The 24,333-nt window shown below is 48.1% G+C and carries 18 protein-coding genes; 7 read left to right on the top strand and 11 right to left on the bottom strand.

Going from position 1 to position 24,333, the window contains the following annotated elements:
- Nucleotides 1-40: 40 nt before the first annotated feature.
- From cydB to Q5691_RS01380, 7 genes are all read right to left on the bottom strand, one after another.
- Nucleotides 41-1,054: a cytochrome d ubiquinol oxidase subunit II gene (cydB, locus tag Q5691_RS01410; RefSeq protein ID WP_333212164.1), complete on the bottom strand. Its 1,014-nt coding sequence runs from the start codon at nt 1,052-1,054 to the stop codon at nt 41-43.
- Nucleotides 1,055-1,062: 8 nt separating this feature from the next.
- On the bottom strand, nt 1,063-2,505 hold the full coding sequence (locus tag Q5691_RS01405; RefSeq protein ID WP_333343779.1) for a cytochrome ubiquinol oxidase subunit I: 1,443 nt from the start codon (nt 2,503-2,505) through the stop codon (nt 1,063-1,065).
- A gap of 273 nt (nt 2,506-2,778) precedes the next feature.
- Nucleotides 2,779-3,252, bottom strand: a complete 474-nt coding sequence (locus Q5691_RS01400; protein ID WP_333212168.1) for a hypothetical protein — start codon at nt 3,250-3,252, stop codon at nt 2,779-2,781.
- The gene (locus Q5691_RS01395; protein WP_333212170.1) at nt 3,227-4,432 is read right to left on the bottom strand and encodes an urease accessory protein UreH domain-containing protein; all 1,206 of its coding nucleotides are present in this window, start codon (nt 4,430-4,432) and stop codon (nt 3,227-3,229) included. Before Q5691_RS01395 ends, Q5691_RS01400 begins: the two co-directional genes overlap by 26 nt.
- Before the next feature lie 360 nt (nt 4,433-4,792).
- Nucleotides 4,793-5,860, bottom strand: a complete 1,068-nt coding sequence (locus tag Q5691_RS01390) for an LOG family protein (protein ID WP_333212171.1) — start codon at nt 5,858-5,860, stop codon at nt 4,793-4,795.
- A gap of 189 nt (nt 5,861-6,049) precedes the next feature.
- Complete coding sequence (gene trxA, locus Q5691_RS01385; RefSeq protein ID WP_006631199.1) at nt 6,050-6,373, bottom strand: thioredoxin; 324 nt, start codon at nt 6,371-6,373, stop codon at nt 6,050-6,052.
- A 777-nt stretch (nt 6,374-7,150) separates the two neighbouring features.
- On the bottom strand, nt 7,151-8,314 hold the full coding sequence (locus tag Q5691_RS01380; RefSeq protein WP_333085617.1) for a GuaB3 family IMP dehydrogenase-related protein: 1,164 nt from the start codon (nt 8,312-8,314) through the stop codon (nt 7,151-7,153).
- Between the two features lie 122 nt (nt 8,315-8,436).
- Between Q5691_RS01380 and Q5691_RS01375 the strand changes: the two genes are divergently transcribed.
- Nucleotides 8,437-9,651, top strand: coding sequence for a lipid-A-disaccharide synthase-related protein (locus Q5691_RS01375; protein ID WP_333343778.1), 1,215 nt, complete (start codon nt 8,437-8,439; stop codon nt 9,649-9,651).
- 441 nt (nt 9,652-10,092) lie between these two features.
- Here the strand turns inward: Q5691_RS01375 and Q5691_RS01370 are convergent, their stop codons facing one another.
- The 3 genes from Q5691_RS01370 to Q5691_RS01360 all read right to left on the bottom strand — a co-directional run bounded on the left by Q5691_RS01370 (nt 10,093) and on the right by Q5691_RS01360 (nt 11,764).
- Nucleotides 10,093-10,794 carry a polysaccharide deacetylase family protein gene (locus Q5691_RS01370; RefSeq protein ID WP_333212174.1) on the bottom strand — a complete coding sequence of 234 codons (702 nt, stop codon included), beginning with the start codon at nt 10,792-10,794 and terminating at the stop codon, nt 10,093-10,095.
- Nucleotides 10,795-11,339: 545 nt separating this feature from the next.
- Nucleotides 11,340-11,522 (bottom strand): NfeD family protein, encoded by a 183-nt coding sequence (locus Q5691_RS01365; RefSeq protein ID WP_333212176.1) that lies wholly within the window; start codon nt 11,520-11,522, stop codon nt 11,340-11,342.
- Nucleotides 11,523-11,551: 29 nt separating this feature from the next.
- Nucleotides 11,552-11,764 carry an NfeD family protein gene (locus tag Q5691_RS01360; RefSeq protein WP_333311323.1) on the bottom strand — a complete coding sequence of 71 codons (213 nt, stop codon included), beginning with the start codon at nt 11,762-11,764 and terminating at the stop codon, nt 11,552-11,554.
- 214 nt (nt 11,765-11,978) lie between these two features.
- Here Q5691_RS01360 and Q5691_RS01355 point away from each other — a divergent pair, with 214 nt between their 5' ends.
- From Q5691_RS01355 to rodA, 3 genes are all read left to right on the top strand, one after another.
- Nucleotides 11,979-14,390 (top strand): tetratricopeptide repeat protein, encoded by a 2,412-nt coding sequence (locus Q5691_RS01355; protein ID WP_333343777.1) that lies wholly within the window; start codon nt 11,979-11,981, stop codon nt 14,388-14,390.
- A 61-nt stretch (nt 14,391-14,451) separates the two neighbouring features.
- A complete protein-coding gene (locus Q5691_RS01350) occupies nt 14,452-14,799 on the top strand; it encodes a VOC family protein (RefSeq protein ID WP_190661613.1) in 348 nt (115 codons plus the stop codon).
- 330 nt (nt 14,800-15,129) lie between these two features.
- On the top strand, nt 15,130-16,389 hold the full coding sequence (gene rodA / locus Q5691_RS01345) for a rod shape-determining protein RodA (protein WP_333212181.1): 1,260 nt from the start codon (nt 15,130-15,132) through the stop codon (nt 16,387-16,389).
- 470 nt (nt 16,390-16,859) lie between these two features.
- Here the strand turns inward: rodA and Q5691_RS01340 are convergent, their stop codons facing one another.
- Nucleotides 16,860-18,224: a proton extrusion protein PcxA gene (locus tag Q5691_RS01340; protein WP_333311725.1), complete on the bottom strand. Its 1,365-nt coding sequence runs from the start codon at nt 18,222-18,224 to the stop codon at nt 16,860-16,862.
- A gap of 52 nt (nt 18,225-18,276) precedes the next feature.
- On the opposite strand from Q5691_RS01340, the gene Q5691_RS01335 reads away from it, so the two are divergent.
- From Q5691_RS01335 to Q5691_RS01325, 3 genes are all read left to right on the top strand, one after another.
- Nucleotides 18,277-20,487, top strand: coding sequence for a recombinase family protein (locus Q5691_RS01335; protein WP_333343776.1), 2,211 nt, complete (start codon nt 18,277-18,279; stop codon nt 20,485-20,487).
- 377 nt (nt 20,488-20,864) lie between these two features.
- Entirely contained in the window at nt 20,865-24,101 is a 3,237-nt protein-coding gene (locus Q5691_RS01330; protein ID WP_333212186.1) for an Ig-like domain-containing protein, read from the top strand.
- A gap of 34 nt (nt 24,102-24,135) precedes the next feature.
- The coding region (locus Q5691_RS01325) for a hypothetical protein (protein WP_333311721.1) at nt 24,136-24,333 on the top strand (198 nt) is incomplete at its 3' end.

Raw genomic sequence — 24,333 nt, 5'->3', positions numbered from 1 at the left:
GTCTGCGTATATTTGCCTGCATCTGCGGTTGTATTATGTTTTATTCCCCGTAGTGGCCGCCGACAACCTTACCCCGAAACACAACATAATTGTAGATGTTGTAAAAAATCATAATCGGGAGCAGAACGCCCATGAACACAATCATAAATACCAGGGCGCTGGGCGAAGCTGCGGCTTGGTAAATCGTGATTTGTGAGGGAATAATGTAGGGAAAAACAATCAATCCCAAGCCGATGAAAGTAAGCAAAAAAATCAGAATCGTCCAGACAAACGGCGTGCGTTCTTCTTTGTTTGCGAGACTTTTCAGCAGTAGCCCCACCAACAGCACTCCCAACAAAGGAATCGTGGCAAACACATAAACTAGCGGTTTATCGAACAACCTGGATCTAGCACTTTCGTAAAAAATCGGAGTGGCGATCGTAATTAAAACTGCTCCGATTAAAGTCGTCACCGCCGCAATTTTAGCCGTGCGATAGTGATTTGTTTGCAGTTCGCCCTCCGTTTTCATAATTAGATAGGTTGAACCGATCAAAACATAGCCTTGAATCAGCGTCAAAGCAACCAAGATCGATCGCCAATCCAGCCAATCCCAAGTAGAACCTACAAAGTGACCAGCTTCATCAACCGCAATGCCTTCGAGCACCGCACCGAGGGCAAATCCTTGAGCTAAAGCTGCTAAAAAACTGCCAGCACCAAAGGCATAATTCCAGAATAACTTGCGATTAGAATGCTCGCGAAATTCAAAGGCTACAGCCCGAAATATCAAACCAAAAAGCATCATGCAAATCGGTATGTACAGCGCTGTCAAAATCGTACCGTAAGCGAGGGGAAATGCGCCAAATAAAGCGCCACCCATTAACACCAGCCAAGTTTCGTTAGCGTCCCAAACGTTACCCAAACTCGTCATTAAAATGCCCCGGCGTTCCTCATCGGAAGCAGTCAGAGACAGGATGCCTACTCCTAAGTCAAAACCGTCTAGCATGACATATAGCAGGAGAAACAAAGCCAAAACAACAAACCAAACTTGTGGGAGAAAATGCTCCAAAGCTTGCATAAAATCTCCTATTGTTGTGCTTCCAAGGGACGTTGATCGGGAATGTGTTCTATGGGTTGACTTTCGATTGCAGGTTCATTGTCTAATCCCGGTACCGGCAGACTTAAATTAGGCCCTTGGCGGATAATTCTGCTGCCAAAATACAAGGCACAAGCAAACAAAAAGCTGTAAATAACGGCAAAGAAACTGAGAGAAGTTAAAACATTGCTGGCGGGGATGTTTGACACCGCGTCAGCAGTGCGAATTTGGCCGTATAAAGCCCACGGTTGTCTGCCGACACAGCGGACAATCCAACCGGATTCTACAGCAATATATCCCAGAGGAGCAGCTAATACCCAAGCGCGCATCAGCCAAGGTTGACTGCTAATATTTTCAGCAGAAAGTTTGCCTCGCATCCACTGAATTATACTGAACAGCATCAGTGCTAAAAAGAAGAACCCAATCCCGGACATGATGCGGAAACAATAATAGATTAAACCCACCATCCGGGGTCTATCTTCTGGCTTCCATTCCTTCAATCCGAGTACGGGTTCGGAGAGTTTTTGCTTGAATTCCAGAACGTAGCCTAAGCCATTGGGTACGCTAATTTCCCAGTCATTTTTTTGGGCTTTTTCATTAGGCAAAGCTAGCAAAGTCCAATCGGCTGACTCTCCCGCTGGTGAAGTTTCCCACTTAGCTTCGATTGCTGCTAATTTAGTGGGTTGGTAGTGATAAACCTGTTCGGCGCTCAAATGTCCGATGTATATCTGCAAAGGTGCAACGGCGATTGCTGTCGCTATGGCAATTTTTAAAGACTTGGAAAAAAACGCTTGGTTGCGCTTATTAAGAATATACCAAGCGCTAATTCCGCCAATGACAAACAGCGAAGTTTCTAACGTCGCAAAAAACATATGGAGAATGCTGTTTAATGCGAACGGGTTCATAATTGCTTGAAAGTAATCGCTGACAATAAACTTGCCATTGACCATTTCTCCACCCGCAGGAGTTTGCAGCCAAGAGTTAGCGACTAAAATCCAGACTGTGGATAGGTTAGCGCCGAAGGCTACCATGATTGTAGCGAAATAATGGACGATCGGGTGAACGCGCTCCCAACCAAACAGCATAATGCCTAAAAAGCCGGCTTCTAGCATAAATGCCATGGAAGCTTCAAAGCCTAAAATGCTGCCAAAAAAGTCACCAACCGCTTCCGAAAATGGTGCCCAGTTTGTGCCAAACTGAAATTCCATCGGAATTCCTGAAGCTACTCCAATACCGAAGTTGAGGACGTAGAGTTTAGACCAAAAACGAGCGTGATGGTAGTAGTCGGGATTGCGAGTTTTCAGCCACATTCCTTCAACAATTACCAGATAAATTCCCATTCCCGTAGTCAGAACTGGCCACAGCATATGGAATATGGCGGTTAGCGCAAATTGCATCCGCGATAGCGCCACGGTGTTAGATAAGATATCCATCGTTATATTTTTTGCTCAGTTCAAGAGAGGTTAGCTTGCACAAATTCCATAAGGGACACTGGTTATAATGTAGTGTAAAAATTTGTGACATTTTGTAGAGTGGGCAACTTTTAAGGTTTTATACAGATTTCGGTTGTATTTTTTTGTATGTTAAAATAGGTAGATTAGGATTTGCCCTTGGGTGGGGGCGGGTTTATGAGATTGTGGGTTTGAGGCATTTATTGTTGGTGAACCCGCCCTACAAGATTTATGTTCGGTGAGGGAAAGATTATCTTAGCGAACCGTGACTGTATAAGTCAGTTTAAAGGGTTTAAAGTTAGCTTTATTTTTGGCTGTTCCGCTCAATTCTAGTTCATAAATTCCAGCCTTGGGAAACACGATATCAGCTCCCGGAATCCCTTGATATTTCTCGGCAGATATGGCGGTTAAAAGCGGCTGCATCAGCGGCTTATCCCCCTCTTTACGATTTTTAGGATAAACAGCCAATTTGCAATTACACTGCTCTAGCGGGATAATTTGACCGCCCCTGCGAGTGAGCGCAAACCACACTCTCGCAGGCTGTCCGACGCGGGGATTGTGGTTGGGTTCTAGGTGAAAGGTAGCGGCGACATCTCCCGATACTTCGACTTCGTGCGCCAAAACTAAAATCGAGTTTAACTGCGGCGCATTGGGAATTGTTGCTTCAATTAGCAATCCTAAAAAAACTAACAATCCCAAACTTTTACTTTTGTTTGACAGGCGAAACATAGAAATTCTCCAGTGATAAAACTGACCAAAAGAAGCGCGATCGTACAAACATAACTAACACCACAACCACCGCTAACACCGCTGTCAGCAGTTGATTGTGCAACTTCCATTCAAAACCGCCGAGATAGTGGGAACCGATGAGTGCCGCGTGTACAGCGCACAGCAAGAAAGCTGGAACGCTTAACAGGTGAAACATTCGCCACAGTGGGCCTAAATAATTTTGAATACGATCGCAACTTGTAACCGCCGCCGGCAACATCAACAGCAGCGACAGCATCCCAGCCGCCATTCCCAACTGATGCTGCGGCAACATAAAAGATAGCGCGTCAAAATTCCATTTCAGCGTATGATCCAGCATATGAAACGTGTGGGCGACTGCGAGGAAAAACGCGCCCACACCCAAAGCGCGGCGGTAGCGCAACAGTTGCGGCAAAAACTTGCTAACCGGACGCGCCAACAGTGCTAGCATCAAGCACAGCAGCGCTGCGTGGCCAGTAAAATCAACCATTTCATCGGTTCGCAACAAGGTAAGAATCCCGATCGCCACCGTCACCCAACCAGCCGCACGAAACAGTTGACTGCGCTTGTCCGCGCTCAATCTGCCAGCAAAAAAACCCACTCCCAGCATAGTTGGCAGCGTGCCGAGTCCAAAAGCCAGCATCGTCGCCGCACCCAAAACCGGGTTTCCCGTTTCCGCCGCCTTAATCTGCGCCGCGTAGAGGAAACCGCAGGGGATCAAACCCCAAAGCAAACCCAAAGCAACCGGCACCCACCAGTTTTTTTGTGCCGAAAGCTTGCTCATTGCTTGTCCGACTCGATCGTGCGACAGCGGGTGCAACCGCGGCAATTCCGGCAGCAAGTTCGGTTTAATTTGCACTACTCCGAACCAAATCAGCATCGTGCCCGTCAGAAGTGCGATCGCCCGCCGCAATTCGCTACCCGTACCGGCCAAAAGTCCGCCAGCAATTAACACCGAACCCAGCCCGCCAATTGCAGCACCAACCAAAGCGTAAGCAGTAATTCTCCCCAAATTTAGCAGCAAATGAAAGCGGAAAGCAGCTAATTTATCGTTGCGGGAATTAGAAAGAGAAAACGCCATTGTCAGCGGGCCGCACATCCCGGCGCAGTGACCGAAACTGCCGAGAAATCCCAAAATTGCAATTAGCAGCAGGTCTAGCATCTGGAGTCAGTAGTCAGCAGTCATTAGTTATTAGTTTTTTTACTGCTGATTGATTATTGATGAGTGTTGAATATCATAAATGTAGCCTATCGATTTTGTCAAAAGACAGTCTGTTAATCGATTTTAGATTTTAGATTTTAGATTTTAGATTGACTTGCGCGAGATAAATGCGGGGGCTTGAGGATTTTCTATTTTCGATTTTGGATTGATTCCACGGATAAATCACGTGGCGGGTATCACCTTTGAATTTCGTGGTCAAATTTATCTCAATCAGAGGGGCGGGTTTATTTATCCCCTGAGTTAGTTACAAATATTTCTCGTGAAACCCGCCCCTAATGACTAATGACTAATGACTAATAACTACTTTTGTTCTGGATGGGCCGCCGTCGGCGAAGCTGCACCCATTTGATTAATAGCAGCAATTAGCTGATAAAGCCGCCCAAAATCCCGCTGGTTGAAATGCAAAGTCAGGCGCGGCATATCGAAAGTTTCATCTCCAATTTCCGGCGGCAAAGCTTGACTTTTTTCAATTTTTCCGGTGACAACAATATCGCTAAAATCAGTATTTATCCGATCGACATTCTCATCAGAAAGCTGTGTCTTCAAGCGAATTACCAGTTTTTCGCGCACGTAGCGGCAGGAGTGATAAACCAGATAAAAACTACCGATCGCCTCGCAAGCGACATTTATATCGTCAGTAATCGTATACAGGCTGCGATCGTCGGCTGAAATCAAACCCCGGCCGCGCAATTGTTTTTGTACAAAATAATTCCAATCGTGCCAATAATCTCCTCCCGGTCGATCGATCAATACCACAGGAGCCGGTCCGAACTTGCCAGTTTGAGTCAAAGTCAGACACTCAAAAGCCTCGTCCAGAGTGCCAAAACCGCCCGGAAACAGAGCTAAAGCATCGCTCTCCCGGAGAAAAAATAACTTACGAGTGAAAAAATATTTAAAATTGAGCAATTTGGGATCGCCGGCAATGAAAGGATTAGAACTCTGCTCGAAAGGCAACTGAATGTTCAGCCCAAAAGAACGTTCAGCAGTCGCCCCCTGGTTCCCCGCCTGCATAATTCCTCCGCCGCCGCCAGTAATCACCATAAACCCCTGCTGGGCGATCGCCCGCGCAAAATCTCTGGCCATCAAATATTCTGCCGATTGCGGTGACACCCTCGCCGAACCAAAAATCACAATTTTGCGAACGTGTCGGTAAGGATAAAACATCTCAAAAGCGCTCTCCATATCTCGGAGCGACGCCGCAATAATTTTCCAGTCTAGGCGATCGAGATCCTCTCCGGCCATTTGCACTATAGTAGAGAGCGATCGTTCGATCCACTCAGAGTGCTTCAACATTGGCAAGCGATCGAGCAAATCGATCAATTCAGCTTGGAGGGACTCAAAACCTTGACCAGACCCAGAACGAATCATGAATTTTTCCGAAACGGTAACAAATTGTCGCTACTAAAAATTAAGGGGCAAGCCAAAGTTAGAAGTCAATAGCCACCAGCAAATTGCCCTGCTGACCACTAATAACTTTTCCCGTAGCTTTGCCCCGGTTCTGAAGCGAGTTAGCTTTCGCGGCCCACAAAGAACAGCGCGAAACCGCTCGCAATTCAGTTAAATGTACTTTTCCAGAGTGTTGGCTAGAGTAGTTTTCGGAACTGCCCCTACCACCATATCCACCCGTTGACCCCCCTTAAATATCATCAGCGTCGGAATGCTGCGGATACCGTATTGGCTGGCCACGTTAGGATTCTCGTCGGTATTAACTTTTACTACCTTGACCTGCCCTTCATATTGCTGGGCAATTTCGTCTACGACGGGTGCCACCATCCGACAGGGCCCGCACCAGGGAGCCCAAAAATCCACTAGAACTGGAACTTCGCTATCGAGCACTTCCTGCTTAAAGGTAGAGTCGGTTACTTGCGCGGCTGCTGACATCCCTAGCCATCCTTGTAAATACTATTTCTCGGATAACAAGTCTAGCAAAAAATGTAACCACTTGCGTCAATCGATTTTAGATTTTAGATTTTAGATTTTAGATTTTAGATTTTAGATTTTAGATTTTAGAATTGAAGCATTGACCCCACGGATAAATTCGGGGGGCAAGTTTCCTCGGATACAGGTTTTTTATTTCTGGGTCCTGAGTCTGCTTTCGGTCAACGATTTTAAGAGAAGGCTTCTGAACGAAGAAGGAAGAGGGAAGACGGTATAAGGAAGAAGGCACAAGGTTTCTGAGGATCACGAATTAAATAACTTACAATTTTAATTGTTATTGTGGGATGGGCCTAAGAGCCCGTCTTTTTTGGACGGGCTCTTAGGCCCATCCCACTTTCAAGAGTGGAAGTTATTTAATTCTCATTCCTGAAGGAACAAGGCACTGATGTTTCCCAAGGCACTGATGTTTCCCAAGGCAGAATGCACTTATGTAGAAAAAAAATTCTCCCACCCCCAGACTCTCCCACTCTCCCCCTCTCCCCCTCTCCGGAGGTAAAAGCCTCAGTTGTGTATCTAGTAAGCAAGAGCCAAGATTTCCGGCAAAAAAGGAACCGCCCGAACAGTAGTCCGGGCGGAGTGTGGTGTGAGGAGTGAACGGAAACATGCGTCTCCGCTTCTTCTATTGTGACATCTCCTTCTCGATAATTCCACAATAATTCTGTAAATTTCGAGACTGTGGAACAAATTTTGTCAAGGTATGCTGGTATTCGATCGGTAAATCTACTTACCCATGCCCAACTGCTGAGCTTTTTGATAGACTTTACCCTCAGTCAGCAGAGAAGGAGCAATTACCACTTCCACTTGCTGCATCTCCTTAATGTCCTTAGCACCCAAGGTACCCATGCTAGTTTTCAGAGCTCCGAGCAAGTTGTGCGTACCGTCATCTAGCACCGCAGGCCCCCGCAAAATTTGCTCCACAGTACCCGTAGTCCCCACGCGAATGCGAGTGCCGCGCGGTAAAACCGGGCTGGGAGTCGCCATCCCCCAGTGAAAGCCGCGGCCAGGAGCTTCGGCGGCCCTGGCAAAAGGCGAACCAATCATCACTGCATCGGCACCGCAGGCAATGCACTTGCAGATATCGCCGCCGGTAATTAAACCGCCGTCAGCAATCACCGACACATATTTGCCAGTTTCGCGATAGTAGTCGTCCCGCGCGGCGGCGCAGTCTGCTACCGCTGTGGCTTGGGGCACGCCGACACCCAATACGCCCCTAGATGTGCAAGCAGCCCCCGGCCCAATGCCCACGAGAATGCCCGCAGCGCCAGTTTTCATTAAATTCAGGGCGACTTCATAGGTCACGCAGTTGCCCAAAATTACTGGGATCGGCATCTCTTGACAGAATTGAGTTAAGTCTAGAGGCGTGATCGCTTCAGGGGAAAGGAAAGCTGTCGAGACTACTGTTGCTTGCACAAAAAATATATCGGCTCCAGATTCAGCAACCGTCCGGCCGTATTTGCTCGCGCCGGCTGGTGTACCGCTGACGGCGGCAATCCCTCCTCCTGCTTTAATTTCTTTAATTCTCAGGTCGATTAATTCTGGCTTGATGGGTTCGGCATAGAGTTGCTGCATCAGAGAAACAAATTCGTGGTTCCCCACACTGGCGATGCGCTCTAATATTGGCTGGGGGTCGGCATAGCGGGTTTGAATTCCTTCTAGGTTGAGAACGCCCATTGCTCCTAATTCTGACAGCAAAATGGCCATGCGGACATCGACTACTCCATCCATGGCGCTGGCGATGATCGGGATTTCTCGATCGATCCCGCCAATCTGCCACTTGGTATCTGCCAAACTCGGATCGAGGGTGCGCTGTCCGGGTACAAGCGCAATTTCATCTATGCCGTAAGCTCGGCGAGCGCTTTTGCCCCGCCCAATTTCAATATTCACGCTGTTTCACTTCCACAATGTATTTAAATTAGACTAACAAAAAGTTAGCCCGCCCGAGTTTAGCGATCGCACGGCTGTCTTTAAAAAAAGCTCGGCACTGATTCTGATTGTATTCTGATTATATGAAATCGAAGGGGATACTTTTCCTCAGCAACGGACACGGGGAAGACGCGATTAACTGTCAAATTATCAAAGCTTTGAGAGGATCTGGCGCGGATGTTGATGTTTCGGCGATGCCGGTTGTCGGTGACGGGGCTGCTTACCGCCGATCGACCGTGCCAATTATTGGGCCCACCAGTCAAATGCCGTCTGGGGGAGTTTTTTACATGAATCCCCTGTTTTTCCTCAAAGATATTGGGGCGGGGCTGATTGCTTTGACTTGGCAGCAATTGCAAGCTGTTTGGACGCATTCGCGCCACTGCGATTTGGTGGTGGCGACTGGGGATATTGTCGCCGGGGCGATCGCCCATGCCAGCAACCGCCCCTATATAATTTTTCTATCGGCTCATTCTAGTTATTACGAGGGGCGAGTCAATTTGGGTTTAATCTTGTGGCAGTTGCTTTGCTCAGAGAAATGTCTGGCGGTTTTTACTAGAGATGCTTTGACTGCTGCTGACTTAAACCAACAGGGTTTAAAGAAAGCTCAGTTTGTTGGCAATCCTGTCATGGACAACATCAATTCTACGGGCAAAGATTTGCAGTTAATACCCGGAGTTCGGACGATCGCCCTTCTCCCCGGTTCTCGCCTCCCGGAAGCCACCGACAACCTCGTTTTGCTGCTGGAACTGGTTAAAGAAATTGCTAGTAACTCTACTTTACCGGTGCAGTTTCGGGCTGCTTTAGTTCCAGCTTTGATGCCTGAATTAGATGATATTGCGGCGCTATCCGCATGGCAAATGCGATCGGGCAAGCTCATGTTTCCAGCAATCAAACGGTCTTTTTATGAACAAAACTTAGTCGAAGTGATGTGTTCAGCCGATGCTTTTGCCGATATTTTGCAGCAGTCGAGTTTAGTAATTGGGATGACGGGAACTGCTGTCGAACAAGCTGTGGGCTTGGGAAAACCTGTAATTGCAGTACCGGGAAACGGCCCTGCCTTTACCTATAGATTTGCGGAGGCTCAAAATCGGCTTTTAGGTGATTCGGTGCAGGTTATTGGCACACAACCAGCAAATTCTGATATTCTCAAGGAAGCTGCTTTGGCAGTCGATCGCACTTTACAAGATGATAAATATTTAGCCAGTTGCATTCAAAATGGTTTAGAGAGAATGGGGCGATCGGGCGGCAGCATAAAAATTGCTAATTATGTGGCAAACTATCTTCGCTATGGATTGTAGTAGGGTGCGTCAATCGATTTTAGATTTTAGATTTTAGATTTTAGATTTTAGATTGAAGCATTGACCCAGCCCAAAAACGGATACGCTGCCACGTACAGGAGTCGTGGAAAGATAAAAATTTTCGACCCTAGTTCAAGCTCCCAGATTTATCTGTGGGGTAAATCGAGAATCGAAAATCGAAAATCTAAAATCGAAAACCGACTGACCCCAGGGATAAATTCGGGGGGTAAGTTTCATCGGATACAGGTTTTTTATTTCTGGGTTCTGAGTCTGCTTTCGGAATGAATCCGGGGGCTTGTATCCTGGATGCTTTCGGTCAGGTTTAAAATTTTCAAGCGCCACGAAAAGTCTAATTCTGACGCACTATTTATTTCCTGGTGCGTCAGTACGAGAGTGTTGATTTGTTGTCGCAAAAATAATTGTGGCTGACGCACCCTACTGCTATTTCAACAACTCAGAAACAGTTTTAAATTCGTAACCTTTCGACTGCAAATCCTTGACAATCATCTCAGTTGCTGCTACGGTTTTCGAGCGATCGCCCCCGCCGTCGTGCATCACCACAATCGAACCAGATCGCACATTGTCAATCACCCGATTTGCGATATCTTCCGCCGTGAGTGTTTTTTCATAATCGTGGGAATCCACATCCCACATAATCAGTTTTTTGTGCATTTGGGATAGCAAATAAGACAAAACTACAAATCGCCGACCCCAAGGTGGCCGAAAACTAATACTGTCTTGCTTAACCCCAACTTCCTGCAAAAGTTTGTCTGTTTTTTCAATCTCAGACAGCAAAAATTCCTGGGGTTTAAACATCATGTCTTTGTGAGAGTAGGAATGGTTTGCCAACTCATCTCCCCTCGCGACAATCATTTTTACGATTTCTGGATGTTTCTCAATATTGCGGCCGATTTCAAAAAAAGTTGCTTTAACTTGATAGCGGTCTAAGATATCTAAAAGCTGATTTGTATATGGAGGATATGGCCCGTCATCGTAGGTGAGGGCAACAACTTTCACGTCGGTATCGGCGCGGTTGATGCCGAAATAATTATGAAATTTAGTAACTTTAATCAACAGCGATACTGCGAAAAATAATGCTATTGTGAAAAGCAGAAAGTTTTGTAAATTTTTACCGATTCGCATAGCTGCACGCACTCGATCGAGAATGAAATTGGATTGTTGTCAGATTATCACAATTTGCGGCGGATGGCATTAATATCGATCGCGCTTGTCCCGTCTTCAAAAAAATGTCAGCACTACTGCCGACGGAGATTCCTTGTTGAGTTTCTACGCTAAAATATCAAAGCAAACAGAGGTGAGAAGAGCGATCGCGCCTGTGAAGAGATTTGAAGAGATATCCACCTAAATGGCAGCGCAATCGCAAATTCCGACACTTTAAGCCATACCCTCCAGCAGCAAGGTAATCTTGTCAATTCCCACCACCTAAACGAGTTTCGCCAGTGTAAAAATTATGCCTCGTTAGCGAAGCCCTCGAAGAGGATCGCACCCAATCAAGCCACCAACTGCTTTAAAAGCGAAAGAAGCCACATTTGTCAGACGGAATTTCTTCTACGATCGCTTTTTCCAAATAGCCGAAAATCATGATTTTGGGTTCATAATACCCAGTTTGGCGGAACTTGGAGATGCGAGCAACTTATAGCTCGACTCGCTAACTCCTTACTTCCCCACTACGCTTCAACTATCAGAGTAATGTTCTCAAGTCTCACGACGCGAACTATTTCACCCGGTTGCAAAGTTATTTCTCGAACGCATTTGGCAGGCCACCAACTGCTTTGAAATCGCACACTGCCGGACTGATTGGGTTTAATTTCTTCTTCAACGATCGCTCTTTCCAAATGGCTGACAGTCATGATTACTTTCTCCCGATTGTAGATTTGCCTTAACTTTCAGCATTGATCGCAAACGACGCTGCAACGATCAAAGTAATATTTTCAATCCCCACGACGCGAACCACCTCACCGGGTTCAAAAGTCATGTCTCGATCGCACTTCGCCGGCCACCAACTGTTTTGGAAACGAACCCGGCCGCATTCTTGAGGGCGAATTTGTTCATCTACGATCGCTGTTTCAACATCAACATCGTTAATAGACATCGCTGCTTGCTCCCAAATATAAACTCGACTCGATCGGTGTGTAAGTTAGAAGCTTGTCTGTCAACTTCCCCTGCACACTCAACAGTATCCCCGGCCAACCTCGGCCGTGTCAGTCGGTAAAAGTCTATACAAGTCCACTGTTTGAGCGTGTAAGCGAGTCGGAAAAAGTCTGTTAAAGTTGTGTCATATTGGTAACGCTAAACCTGGTGACTCAATGGAAGCCGATCGTGCACTGGATTTTACCAACTCGTTACTTGTGGCTCGAAACCTGAAAACTCTCGACAACCTTGACAGCGCGATATTTCGCGAAGCTTGGATGGGAGTGCAAGGCAGGACGTACCAACAGGTTGCAGATAGTGAAGGGTATGGAGTAGGGACTGTTAAGGATGCTGCCTCTAATTTGTGGAAGCGGCTTTCAGCGCTGTTTGGAGAAGGAGAAAAAGTCAAAAGAGACAACCTTCAGGCGGTTGTAGAGCGCTATTGGCGTAGCTACTCGAAAGTAGAACCGCAGTCGGGACAAACTGTTCCGGCACAAGTATCTCTCGGACTTGATGCGGATTTGGAAATCGAAAACCCGAATTTTTTGGGCCGGTTCGGGGCGATCGAAGATCTCAATACTCTTGTCGATCAAGGTGCAAAAGTGATTGTCATCCAAAGTGCCGGCGGTATCGGCAAAACGACTTTGGCCAGACAGTATCTCAAATCTCAAGGGTTCGATCGAGTAATTGAACTGTTGATGGCAAAAGAGACAGAGAATATCACAGCTTTGGAAAGCGCGATCGAAGAATGGCTCAAGCAAGACTTTCAGGAAGAACCAGGGCCAGACTTTGGCGTCACCCTGGGGCGACTGAAGCGGCAGCTTCAGACTCACAAAGTCGGCGTATTGATTGACAATTTGGAAGCCGCACTCGACGGACAAGGTAAGTTTATTGAACCCCATCGGCTTTACGTGGAACTGTTGCGAGTTTTGGCTGACGCAGCGGTGCAGTCAGTAACGCTGATTACCAGTCGCGATCGACTGTGCGATTCTGATGTCACCGTCGAACACTACCTGCTTCCAGGATTGGAAGTTGAAGTTTGGCGGCAGTTTTTTAGCGCCCGCAATATCAATATAGATGATGTCGCCCTCAAGGAAATGCACAAAGTTTACGGCGGTAATGCCAAAGCAATGGGCATTATTTGCGGCACGATCCGAGAAGATTTTGACGGAGATATGGCAGCTTACTGGCTAGAAAACAGCGAAGATCCCCTCCTTGAAACAGACTTAAAAAATTTAGTTACCAGTCAATTCAACCGCCTGCAAGAACTCGATGCCGAAGCCTATCAACTCCTGTGTCGCTTGGGCTGTTACCGCTATCAAGACGTGCCGACAGTCCCTACTGACGGACTTTTGTGTTTGCTGTGGGACGTGCCCGAAGCCGGACGCCGACAAATCATTAAATCGCTGTTGCACCGATCGCTAGTTGAGTCTCAGAAGGGCGAATACTGGCTGCATCCAGCAATTCGGGAAGAAGCGGTTGATCGGCTATCGCCCGGAGACTGGGAGACTGCCAATCGCAAAGCCGCCGAGTTCTGGACAGAGAGTGTTGACAATATTGAGACTGTAGAAGATGCGCTGAAAGCTTTTGAAGCTTACTATCATTATGTGGCAATTAGCTGTTTCGAGCAGGCCGCTAGCGTCATCCTCAAAAAAATCCATATCCAGTTTGCCAAAGATTACAAGCTCGGTAGAGCACTATACAAATTAGGTTTCTTGCACCCCATAATTTCAGCCACTACTCGCATCGTCAACAATGTGACTTCTGATTACTATTTGAGTGGCTTATACAGTATTTTAGGCATTTGCTACCGGATTTTAGGCGAAATAAATCAAGCCATAGAATGCCATCAAATATCAGAAATAAAAGCAACTAAATCTTTGCAAATTATAGCGAAAAGCAGCGAGCCTGAAAACGGCAAACAAGCTAATCTGGAATTCTGGAAAGTTAACGCTGCAATTAATATAGGTTTTTGTCAAATAGAAATGGGCGAATTAGAATCTGCTATGGAGATATTTGTCAAGCTGAAAACTTCGCGGGACGAAATCGGGATTAATAGCTATTCAATCAATGTCGGCTTAGCTTTCCTCAACTCCTGTGTGGGAGCAAAAAAAGAGGCGGAAGAACTCGCCGAAAAACTTTATGCCGAGCGGGAAAACAGTCAGTTGGTGGGTACTGGATACAAGTTAGTTTTTCTCGCCGCCACCTATCAAAACCTGGGAGAGACAGAGAAAGCTTTGAGCTTGTACCGCCAAGCGATCGCCCAAGCCGACCAAAACCTGTACAGCACCATCAAAGCCAAGGCTCTCAGCGGTATAGCAGCACTGTACCGAGAACAGGGAGAATTTGACCAAGCCCTGCAGCACCATACAGAAGCAATAGAAATACTCGATCGAACCAGCGCTAAATTAGACCGAGCCGAAGCTTGCTATCAACTAGCACTAACAGAACAAAAACTTGGTAACATCGAGAAAAGTCAAGAAAATTTTGAGTGCGCCATTCAACTGTTCAGCGAAATGGACGCCAGCAAACAAGTAGAAAAAGTACAGTTAGCCGCAACAAAAAAAACAGAAAAAATAGCTAATTAATCGAGCAAAAAATCATAAAATAGATACAATAAATGAAAGAACAACCATAAACTTTGTAGATATGAAACTAAAACGATTGGGACACGTAGCCGTCTGCGTGCAAGACATAGAGAAGTCTGCTGAATTCTACCGCAACTTGGGTATGGAGTTAGTTTGGAAAGATGCAGACTGGGCTTATTTGAAAGCAGGAGAGGACGGACTGGCGCTGTTGAGTCCGAGTTACGACCAAGCAGGGCCGCATTTTGGGTTTGTATTTGACGATCGTACCGAAATGGAATCCGCCTACGAACAACTCAAAGCCGATGGTGTTTCCGTCACCCACATCCACGAACACCGCGACGGTACTGCATCTTTTTACGGCAGAGATCCAGATGGGAACGGTTTTGAATACCTTTACGAACCGGCCTGACGATTCTAGGGCTTACGAATCAAAACCCAAAAAACCGGGTTTTTAGCGGTTTCTGCAAGTTGCAGTGCGTCTTCTCGACAAAAACCCGGTTTCTGACCACGTGCGCGAACTAAATTAAGTAAGCGCCCAGAAAAAAATAGAATACACCAGATACCCGGTTGGGCGTTCCTTCTTCCGTTCCCGGAACATCCCTACAACTCCCCGAATAATCTGAGGTACTAACACCGAGGCTTCTCAAGTAAGGTGCAGGCTGTGAATCCGAAATATATCCACAACTTCCGAAAATCGGCTCGATAATCTAAAATCTAAAATCTAAAATCTAAAATCCTCATGTTGCAGAGAATACAAGTCAGAAACCGCTGGAAATCAATCTTCAAACCCTGGGAAGAAGCAGACCCTTGGCTGTTTGGCGCTTGCATCGCCCTCACCATCTTCGGGGGAGTCATGATCCGCAGCGTCGAAATCAACCAGGGGCTGATCGACTGGTGGCGACACTGGGTAACTGGGGCAGTCGGTTTGTTCCTCGCCATCATCATTTCCCGCTGTCGCTACCAAATACTGCTTGAGTGGAAATGGCTGATTTACATATTAATCAATTTGTCCCTGATCGCAGTGCGGTTTATCGGTACTACCGGGCTCGGTGCCCAGCGGTGGATCAACATCGGCGGCTTCTACCTGCAACCCTCAGAATTTGCCAAAGTAGGCATGATTGTCACTTTAGCAGCTCTCCTGCACGACAAGGCTGTCCCCACGGTGGGTAATATGTTGAGGATGCTGGCGATTATGGCTGTACCCTGGGGATTGATCTTTGCCGAACCAAATTTAGGTACTTCCTTAGTCTTCGGCGCAATCACAATGGGGATGTTTTACTGGGGTAATGTCAATCCCGGCTGGCTAATATTGCTATTCTCTCCTCTCATCTCAGTTCTCTTCAATAACCTGTCTACACCGATTTGGATAGCCTGGGTAGTTGTTGCGGGTATTATTGCTTGGCGAACCCTGCCTTGGCCTTGGTTAGGCACTTTCGGTGCTGTGTTGGTGAACGTTGTTTCTGGACACCTCGGACATATTTTTTGGAATGTGCTCAAGGATTATCAAAAAATGCGTCTGACAGGGTTTTTAAACCCCGAGAAAGACCCTTTAGGCAGCGGATATCACTTGATTCAATCTCGGATTGCTATTGGCGCTGGAGAACTGAAGGGCCGGGGTTTGTTTCAGGGAACGCAAACTCAGCTTAACTTTATTCCCGAACAGCATACGGACTTTATCTTTTCAGCTATTGGCGAAGAATTGGGTTTTATTGGCTGTATTAGCGTGTTGTTGGTATTCTGGATAATTTGTTTCCGGTTGGTGACGATCGCTCAAACTGCTAACGATAATTTTGGTTCTTTGCTGGCAATCGGCGTACTGTCAATGTTGATTTTTCAGGTATTCGTCAATATTGGGATGAACATTGGCTTGGCTCCGGTTACGGGCATTCCGCTGCCTTTCCTAAGTTACGGGAATGCGTCGCTGCTGAGTAATTTTCTCGCCCTGGGGCTGGTGGAGGCGGTGGCCAGCCAACGACAGCGCAAGAAGCGTTGGAATTAGGTCATTGGTAATGGCTAATGAGTTTTGGGAATGCGATCGCCCTTTTGATTTCTTTCGAGAAATTCTGCGGGCGATCGCATTTTTTTTTGATCTGCCAAGGCGCATCTAAATTTTACGCTTCCTGAGCGGAGCCTTGATGAGTGTCAAGTTTGATACAATTATTGTCTGGCGCGCGCGGCGAGAACCCGCCCAACAATAAAATTTAGAGTCCTAACAGCTTAAGTAGATCAACTTAATTAAACCACTCCTGACGCAAAAAATAAATGGTTTTATGCGCTATGGGTAAGCCACTATCTGTGCAGTGGACGCCCTCATGAGGACGTTATCAATGCCTGAAACCATTGCTATTATTACATCTTTTTTTCTTCTTCCTTCTTCCTTCTTCCTTCTTCCTTCTTCCTTCTTTCTGACATCCGTTACATCCGTTACATCCCGTACATTACTCGTTGCCGAACTTCCTTCGCCTCTGATTACTCGTTCATATTCTTGTACGTAGCAACAGCCGAAGGCGAACTCCGGTTTAAATAACGGAAGATCCAATACTTAAATACCGTATCCAAAATCACTGGAAAAGTTGCAATGAACAAAAATATGAACTGCCTATTTTCTGGCAGTCCCAAATGCCTCGATAAACCTTCGAGAATTACTTCCCAACCGTGAGGCGAGTGAAATCCGACAAACACATCTGTAAACAAAATAATTACGAAAGCTTTTGCACTGTCGCTGAGACCGTAAATCACATCGTCCATGAAAGACTTTAAAATCTCAATCTCTTTCTTGTTAGTGACGATAATCGAAGCGAAGGCAATCAAGGAAATCAAATCAGCAAAAATATTTTTAATAGCTCCCCCACTTTCAGCGCGGTATTCCTCCGCTATTTCAACTGCTTTTTCGGCAATCTTATTTTCCGTTTCCTCTAAAGAAAGCGAGGGAGCCGTGCCTATTAACCTTTCAAATTTGAGGCGCTGCTCAAATCTCTCCAGTTCTTGGAATGCTTCTTCTTCCAGGTTAACATTTATGAAAAGTGAAGCATTTTCTTGACCTCTCAAATGATCAACGATCGGACCGACTAGAAAGTTTTTTGAAATTTGATTTGTCAACAGCGGAACCAAAATCAAAAGCAAAATAAATCTGAGAGAAATAATTGTTTTGACTTTGGAATTGCGAAAATTCTTGACTACTTCTTTTTCAGCTCCCGGGTCTAAATCTTTAGTGATTCGATTCAAAGTCCCCAAAAGCGATCGCGGTAATAAATTGACTTCTTCATAGTTAGTGTCAACCTCACCATCGTGAATTTGAACAGAATTAGCTGAACCTTTATTTTTGGGGTCAGGTGGAGAACTGCTATTTGTAGATTTTGCCTGCACATTTACCGAACTGACAACCGGAACAATTGCCGTTGATCTACTATTATTAATATACTTGTCGATGACTCCATCAATAAACTCTAGCTTCTCAAATATAAGGGAGGCTCTATCTTTATTGTTGAGATGTAATCCGTGCTGGTAATAATCAGCGCTGCGCCCCGTTTTGGGTTTAGCCCCCACTCGCTCCGGCAGTTCTAAAAAAGAACGGCTAGCATTAAACTCAACCATTCGGGTTTGGATGACCTTGAGGTATTTTTCCAGTTCGGATTTAAAGTAAGACAGTGTGCTTTGTCCGTAATCTCCCGATCGCTCAGAGATTCCTTGGCCGCCAAAATGCTCGTCTTCGATCGCCTTAATTGCTAACGCAGCATCGTAGGCCTGTTCTAGAGCCCTCTCAGGGGTTTCTCGATACCATTGGTGAAGGCTGTAGAGATATTTTACAATCCTGTTCCACGGAGAAGTATTCATAGCTAAAGCTGGTTAGTTGGCTGTAGACATTAGTGATTAAAGTATTCACGGTATGGTAACAAATTTACATAAATTGAGAACGGCCACCGAAGATTCAATTTGGATTGTAGGATCTGCCCGAAGCGGCAAAACCACTCGTTTAGTCGAGCAGTTCTGCATTTGGAGCAAAACTGTCAAGCCTCTTCCTGCAACAGTTTCAGGGCGATCGAGTTCCGGGCGGCGGCGGGCTGGACAAACTGCCCCAGCAATTTTAGTCTTAGCAGCTAACGGAGACAACCGGCTAGAATTGGCCGATCGCATCGCCGTCGCTACCGAAGGAAAATATACCTTTCACTCGACAACGCCCTTCGGTTTTTTTGAGCAGGAGGTATTGTTATTTTGGCCCCTGCTAGTTCAGTCGCTGGATTTGAGGGCTCAATTTCCCTTGCGACTGCAACCTGAAACAGAACTGGAACTTGCCGCGAGACTCTGGCGTCGCGAATTAGACGAAGGGATTTTGCAAAAAACAGGGGTAAGTCCAAACCGAATGGTGCGTCGAACACTAGACTTATTACAACTTGCTGCTGTCAGCGGTACACCGAGAGAAGAGATTCCTAGCATTCTGGAACAGGGATTTGCTGGTGACGGTGGCTCGATCAACCTGTGGACTAGCATGGGAGAGTTGCTGGAAAGGTGGCGGGAATGGTGCTTGACGCGGGGGCTCCTGACTTACGGGATTGTTTGCGAACTCTACTGGCGCTATTTGTTGCCGGATGTTAGTTACCAGAAGCATTTGGCCTCTAGATACCAAGCTGTGATCGCAGACGATGTTGACGATTATCCGGCGATAAGTCGCCATTTGTTCGATCGAATGCTCGACCAAGGTGCAGTGGGGGCTTTCTCCTACAATCAGGATGGAGGAGTGCGTTTGGGCTTGGGGGCTGACACGGAATACCTAGCCCGACTCGAAAGCCGCTGTCAAAGCGTGGAAAATTTGGACGCAACAGCAGGTTTAGCCCCAGAGATTGGAGATTTAGCGGTAAGTTTAGCAGTTAATTCTGAGGGTTTTTATCCTTTAGGCTTGAGTTTGCCCGGTAAAGTTCGATCGCTCCAAACCACTTCCCGGGCTCAACTGCTGCGAGAAACCGCCGAAATCATCGTCGATGCGGTGAAGTCACAAGCCGTGGAACCGCAGGAAATCGCTGTAATTGCCCCTGGGATGGATGCGATCGCCCGTTACAGTTTAACGGAAATTCTCGCGCGAGATGGTATCGCCACCGTATCTCTCAACGATCAACGTCCCCTCTCGACTACCCCAGAGATTCGAGCTTTACTCACTTTGTTAGCCTTAGTTTATCCGGGACTCGGCCGTTTAGTCGATCGAGACGGCACAGCCGAAATGCTGGTAGTGTTGGGCAGCCAGAAACACCGTTCATTGGAAACAGAAGATTCCAACTCGATGTTCAATCTAACATCTCAAATTCACCATCAAAAATCGATCGACCAAGTGAGAGCAGGTTTAATCGCCGATCACTGTTTTTGTCCAGATATCGATCGACCTCAACTGCTGCCAATTACAGCTTTTCCCCGGTGGGACAGACTGGGACACCGAGCAGCCAGGGCCTACGAGCACATTGTCGAGTGGATCGAACAACAGCGATCGCAACAGCAGGATCGGCTGTTGCCGAGCCCAATTGCCCTGCTCGATCGAGCCATCCAGAAATTTCTCATGAACGACAGATACCTCCCCTACGATCGGCTAGCAGCCCTGCGAGAGTTAATGGAAACCGCCACCCACTACTGGGAAATCAACGGGCGAATGCAGCGCGTAGAACCAACAAATGGCGGCGACTCAGAAACGATCGCCCGGTTCATCCAGTTGTTGCGCCAAGGAACAGTCACCGCCAACCCCTTTCCAGTGCGTCCAGAAGGCCCAGCAGCTAGAGCCGTCACCCTCGCCAACATCTTCCAATACCGCAGCAGCCGCCGCGCCCACAAATGGCACTTTTGGCTGGATGCAGGCTCGCCCCTGTGGCTGAGCGGCGGTGCGGCGACATTGTTTGGCGCTCCCTTATTTTTGCGATCGCAACAGGGGCGTCCCTGGGAAACCGAAGAGGAAACGGCGGCCGACCAACAGCGACTGCGGCGAATTCTGCTAGATTTGTTAAGTCGCTGTTCCCTGCTTTACCTTTGCCACAGCGAACTATCCGTCAGTGGACAAGAACAAACCGGGCCGCTTCTGCCCCTAATTAACAGCTCTGTTTCTTGTCAGCAGTCAGCATAACCTTCGCTTCTGCAGGCAAAAGGCAAATCTGTATTCAGCATTCGACATTCGGAAAGAAAAAATTATGACGGCGAAGATTTTTATTTTTTCTGATTCTGGATAAATACACCGGGCTCACTCCAAGCGCGACTTCTAGGTTCTCTCGAACTGGCGCGATATTAAAGTATACCCAACATAGGCATCAAAACGTGCAATCATTAATATTTTGAGATCAAAAGATGCCCGGCTTAAAAAATATCTATAGCCGTGGCAGTTTTGATTTAGTATGTTAGAAATGATGGGGTTATTAATCAATTTTAAGCCAGATTGGTGGCAACAAACTGATACTAATCAGTTCTTAAAGTAAATCGGGATCGTCGTTTAAAGGAGCCAAAATAATGCCAAGTGCAGTGCCATTAGTAATTATACCACCTCCAACACCAGAACCAGAGACGCCAGAACCAGAGACGCCAGAACCAGAGACGCCAGAACCAGAGACGCCAACACCAACTCCGACTCCGACTCCAACACCTCCAACACCTCCCTCCGGGGACGACACAATTGGCGACATAGACGACACAGGGGGCGGAGGCCAAGGTACCTCGCCCGGAATCATCGGCGGCGTAGTCCGCGGCACAGAAAGCAACGACTCCTTAGCTGGCAGTCCCGGCCCAGACGTGATTTCCGGGCTGCAAGGCAACGACACCTTGCAAGGAGTCGGAGGCGACGATTTACTATTTGGCAACGACGATGACGACGTGCTGTTCGGCAATGAGGGCAACGACGTTCTTGATGGCGGTTCAGGACTCGATACCCTGTACGGAGGCAAAGATAACGACTCCCTCGATGGGGGAAATAACCCTGACCTGCTGTATGGCAATGACGCCAACGACACGGTAATCGGAGGCGAAGGCAGAGACACGGCTTACGGCGGCAAAGGCAGCGACAGCTTGCGTGGCGGTTCTGGCGACGATAGCTTTTTGGGCGATCGAGGCGACGACATTCTGTGGGGCGACCAAGGCAACGACTCGCTCTTCGGTGGTGACGGCGAAGACTTGCTATTTGGCAACGAAGGAGGCGACTGGCTCTACGGAAACGCCGGCGGGGACACAATTTTTGCCGGCGACGGCGATGACATAGTATTCGGCGGTGACGGCGACGACATCGTGGACGCCGGTGCTGGCAACGACGTTATTTGGGGCGAAGCAGGCAAAGACGTAGTGGCAGGAGGCGAAGGCAGAGATGTCTTCGTCATCGGTGCATTCAGTTCCCCCAGCGGCAGCAGCGACGGCACTAACGCGGCATTTATCACCACAGGCGGCCCCGATCTCGCTGATGCCGACATTTTCACAGACTTTCGCCAAGGCGAAGATTTAATCGGGTTAAGTGGCGACCTCAAGTTTGAAGATTTGGTAATCTTCCAAAGCACCGAGACCAAAGCCGGCAGTACGATTATTCGCAACGGTGTCAGCGGCGACTTTTTAGCAGTATTGCCCGGAGTAGACAGCAGAACCCTAGGGCGAAGCTCATTTGTAATTGCCCCCACAGTTCCCGGCAGCGCAACTCCGCTTCCCCTACCGACACCGACAACCAGTCCGACACCGACAACCAGTCCGACACCGACAACCAGTCCGACACCGACAACCAGTCCGACACCAGACGAGCCGGTGCCGACGTTCCCGACGCCGAATTTGCCGACGCCGACAGGAAGTCCGACGCCGACAGGAAGTCCGACGCCGACGTTCCCGACGCCCATCTTTAACCAACCTCCAAGAGCAGTTAACGACAACTTCACCACGGTTGCGGGTCAAGAACTCAGTTTCAACGTTCTGTTGAACGACACTGACCAGGAACAAAGCGCTCTGACTGTCACGACTTTTGCTCCAGCAAGCAAAGGAAGCCTGGTTCCCGTGGGCGGCGGCGTATTCAAATACACCCCGAATCCGGGCTTCTCGGGTACTGACAGCTTCAGCTACTCGATCTCAGACGGCAGCGGCGGCACAAGTAAGGCGGTAGTAACCATCAACGTCAGTAGCCCCCCGCAGCTAATAATTAACGACGGTGTGGTGGTTGCCAAAAGTAATCCTACCCAGACAATTACTGCCGCCGATTTGTTAATCACAGATCCCGACAACAGCCCCTTGGAAATCGTTTACACGATTACTAAAGCCCCCGATGCTACCAGAGGTTTTGTCCAAAGGGGTAGCACCTTTCTCAACGTGGGCGGCAAATTCACGCAAGACGATATCAACAACAACATCGTCAAATACAACTTGCTGGCAGCAGGTGGCAGCGACACTTTCACGTTTACAGCCTCCGACGGGTCTGCAACTATCGGGCCGGCATCCTTCAGCATTACGGTGGTAGATAATATTGTCGATCGCAGCGCACTCCCGGCCAGCAGCTTTACAGGCAGCAACCTCAGCGACTTCATCCTCGGCGGGGCCGGCGACGATACCCTCTCTGGGGGCGACGGCAACGACATCATCGATGGCAGTGGCGGCAACGACCTCGAATTCGGTGAAGCAGGCAACGACTCGGTGGTGGGTGCGATCGGCAACGACACCCTTGACGGCGGACTGGGCAACGATACTGTTGACGGCCAAGACGGCATAGACTCGCTGATCGGCGGACTGGGCAACGACCTGATGTTCGGTGGCAATGACAATGACATCCTAGGCGGCGGTGACAACAACGACACCATTGACGGCGGAACAGGCAATGACTCGATATTGGGAGAATCCGGCGAGGACTCGATACTTGGTGGCGCCGGGATTGACACCTTACTTGGTGGCATTGGCGACGACTCCCTCGACGGCGGTGCCGGCGACGACATCCTAGACGGTGGATTGGGCAGAAACTTGCTCGACGGCGGTATCAATAACGATTCCATCTTGGGCGGCGACAACGATGACACGATGTTGGGTGGAGAAGGCAACGACACGGGACTAGGAGGTTCCGGCAATGACTACGTGTTGGGCGAGGCCGGCAGCGACTCCCTCGACGGCCAAGCGGGCGACGACACTCTCGACGGCGGTGCCGGCAGTGACTGTCTCAGCGGCGCCTTCGGCAATGACTTGGTATTGGGCGGCGATGACAACGACTCGCTTTCCGGTGGTGCAGGCAATGACATTTTGGGCGGTGGCAACGGTTCTGACTTGCTCACGGGCGATGCTGGCAATGACTTCTTCTACTATGAAACTCCCAGCGAAGGCGTGGACGTGATTGCTGACTTTAACGCTAACGGCAGCGAGACCGACAGATTTTTGTTCAGGTCGTCAAATTTCGCAGGTTTAACCAATTCAGGAACTACTCTCGATTTCACCAGTTTTATCGTCAGGAATATCGGGTCTAGCGGCGACGACATCAGCAAGCAATCAGTCATTTTGTTTGAATCTAAATTTGATAACGCTCAAGCCATAAATGCAGTGTTGAAGAATCAAAAGGGTTCGAGCAAAACGGGAGCTTTCTTCGTGTACCTGAACAATACTTTTAACAAGTACGTTCTCGGCTTCGACCCGAATGTGGCAGATGACAGTCTCCCAGCTTTCGATTTGGCAGTGTTGAATTCTATTCCTACAGTGCCGGGAGCGCTCAGCACCGTCATTACTGCATCTGACTTTAAGTTTATTTAGTAGTTTTTGAGTAGCGTCGCAAGGAGTCGGAACAATGCCAAGTGCAGTACCACTAATTTTTCTCGAAGGGCGGCTACCCGATGAGAACGCGGATAGTTTGGATAGTGGCACGGTGCCGCAGCCTACGCCGTCGTCGGGGACGGAGCCGATGATGACGGGGACGGAGCCGATGATGACGGGGACGGAGCCGATGATGACGGGGACGGAGCCGATGATGACGGGGACGGAGCCG

The sequence above is a fragment of the Microcoleus sp. w1-18aA5 genome (assembly GCF_036701705.1).
Taxonomy (GTDB): domain Bacteria; phylum Cyanobacteriota; class Cyanobacteriia; order Cyanobacteriales; family Microcoleaceae; genus Microcoleus.
Note: the sequence above shows the minus strand (reverse complement) of the source record. Positions and strands in the feature narration are given on the sequence as shown.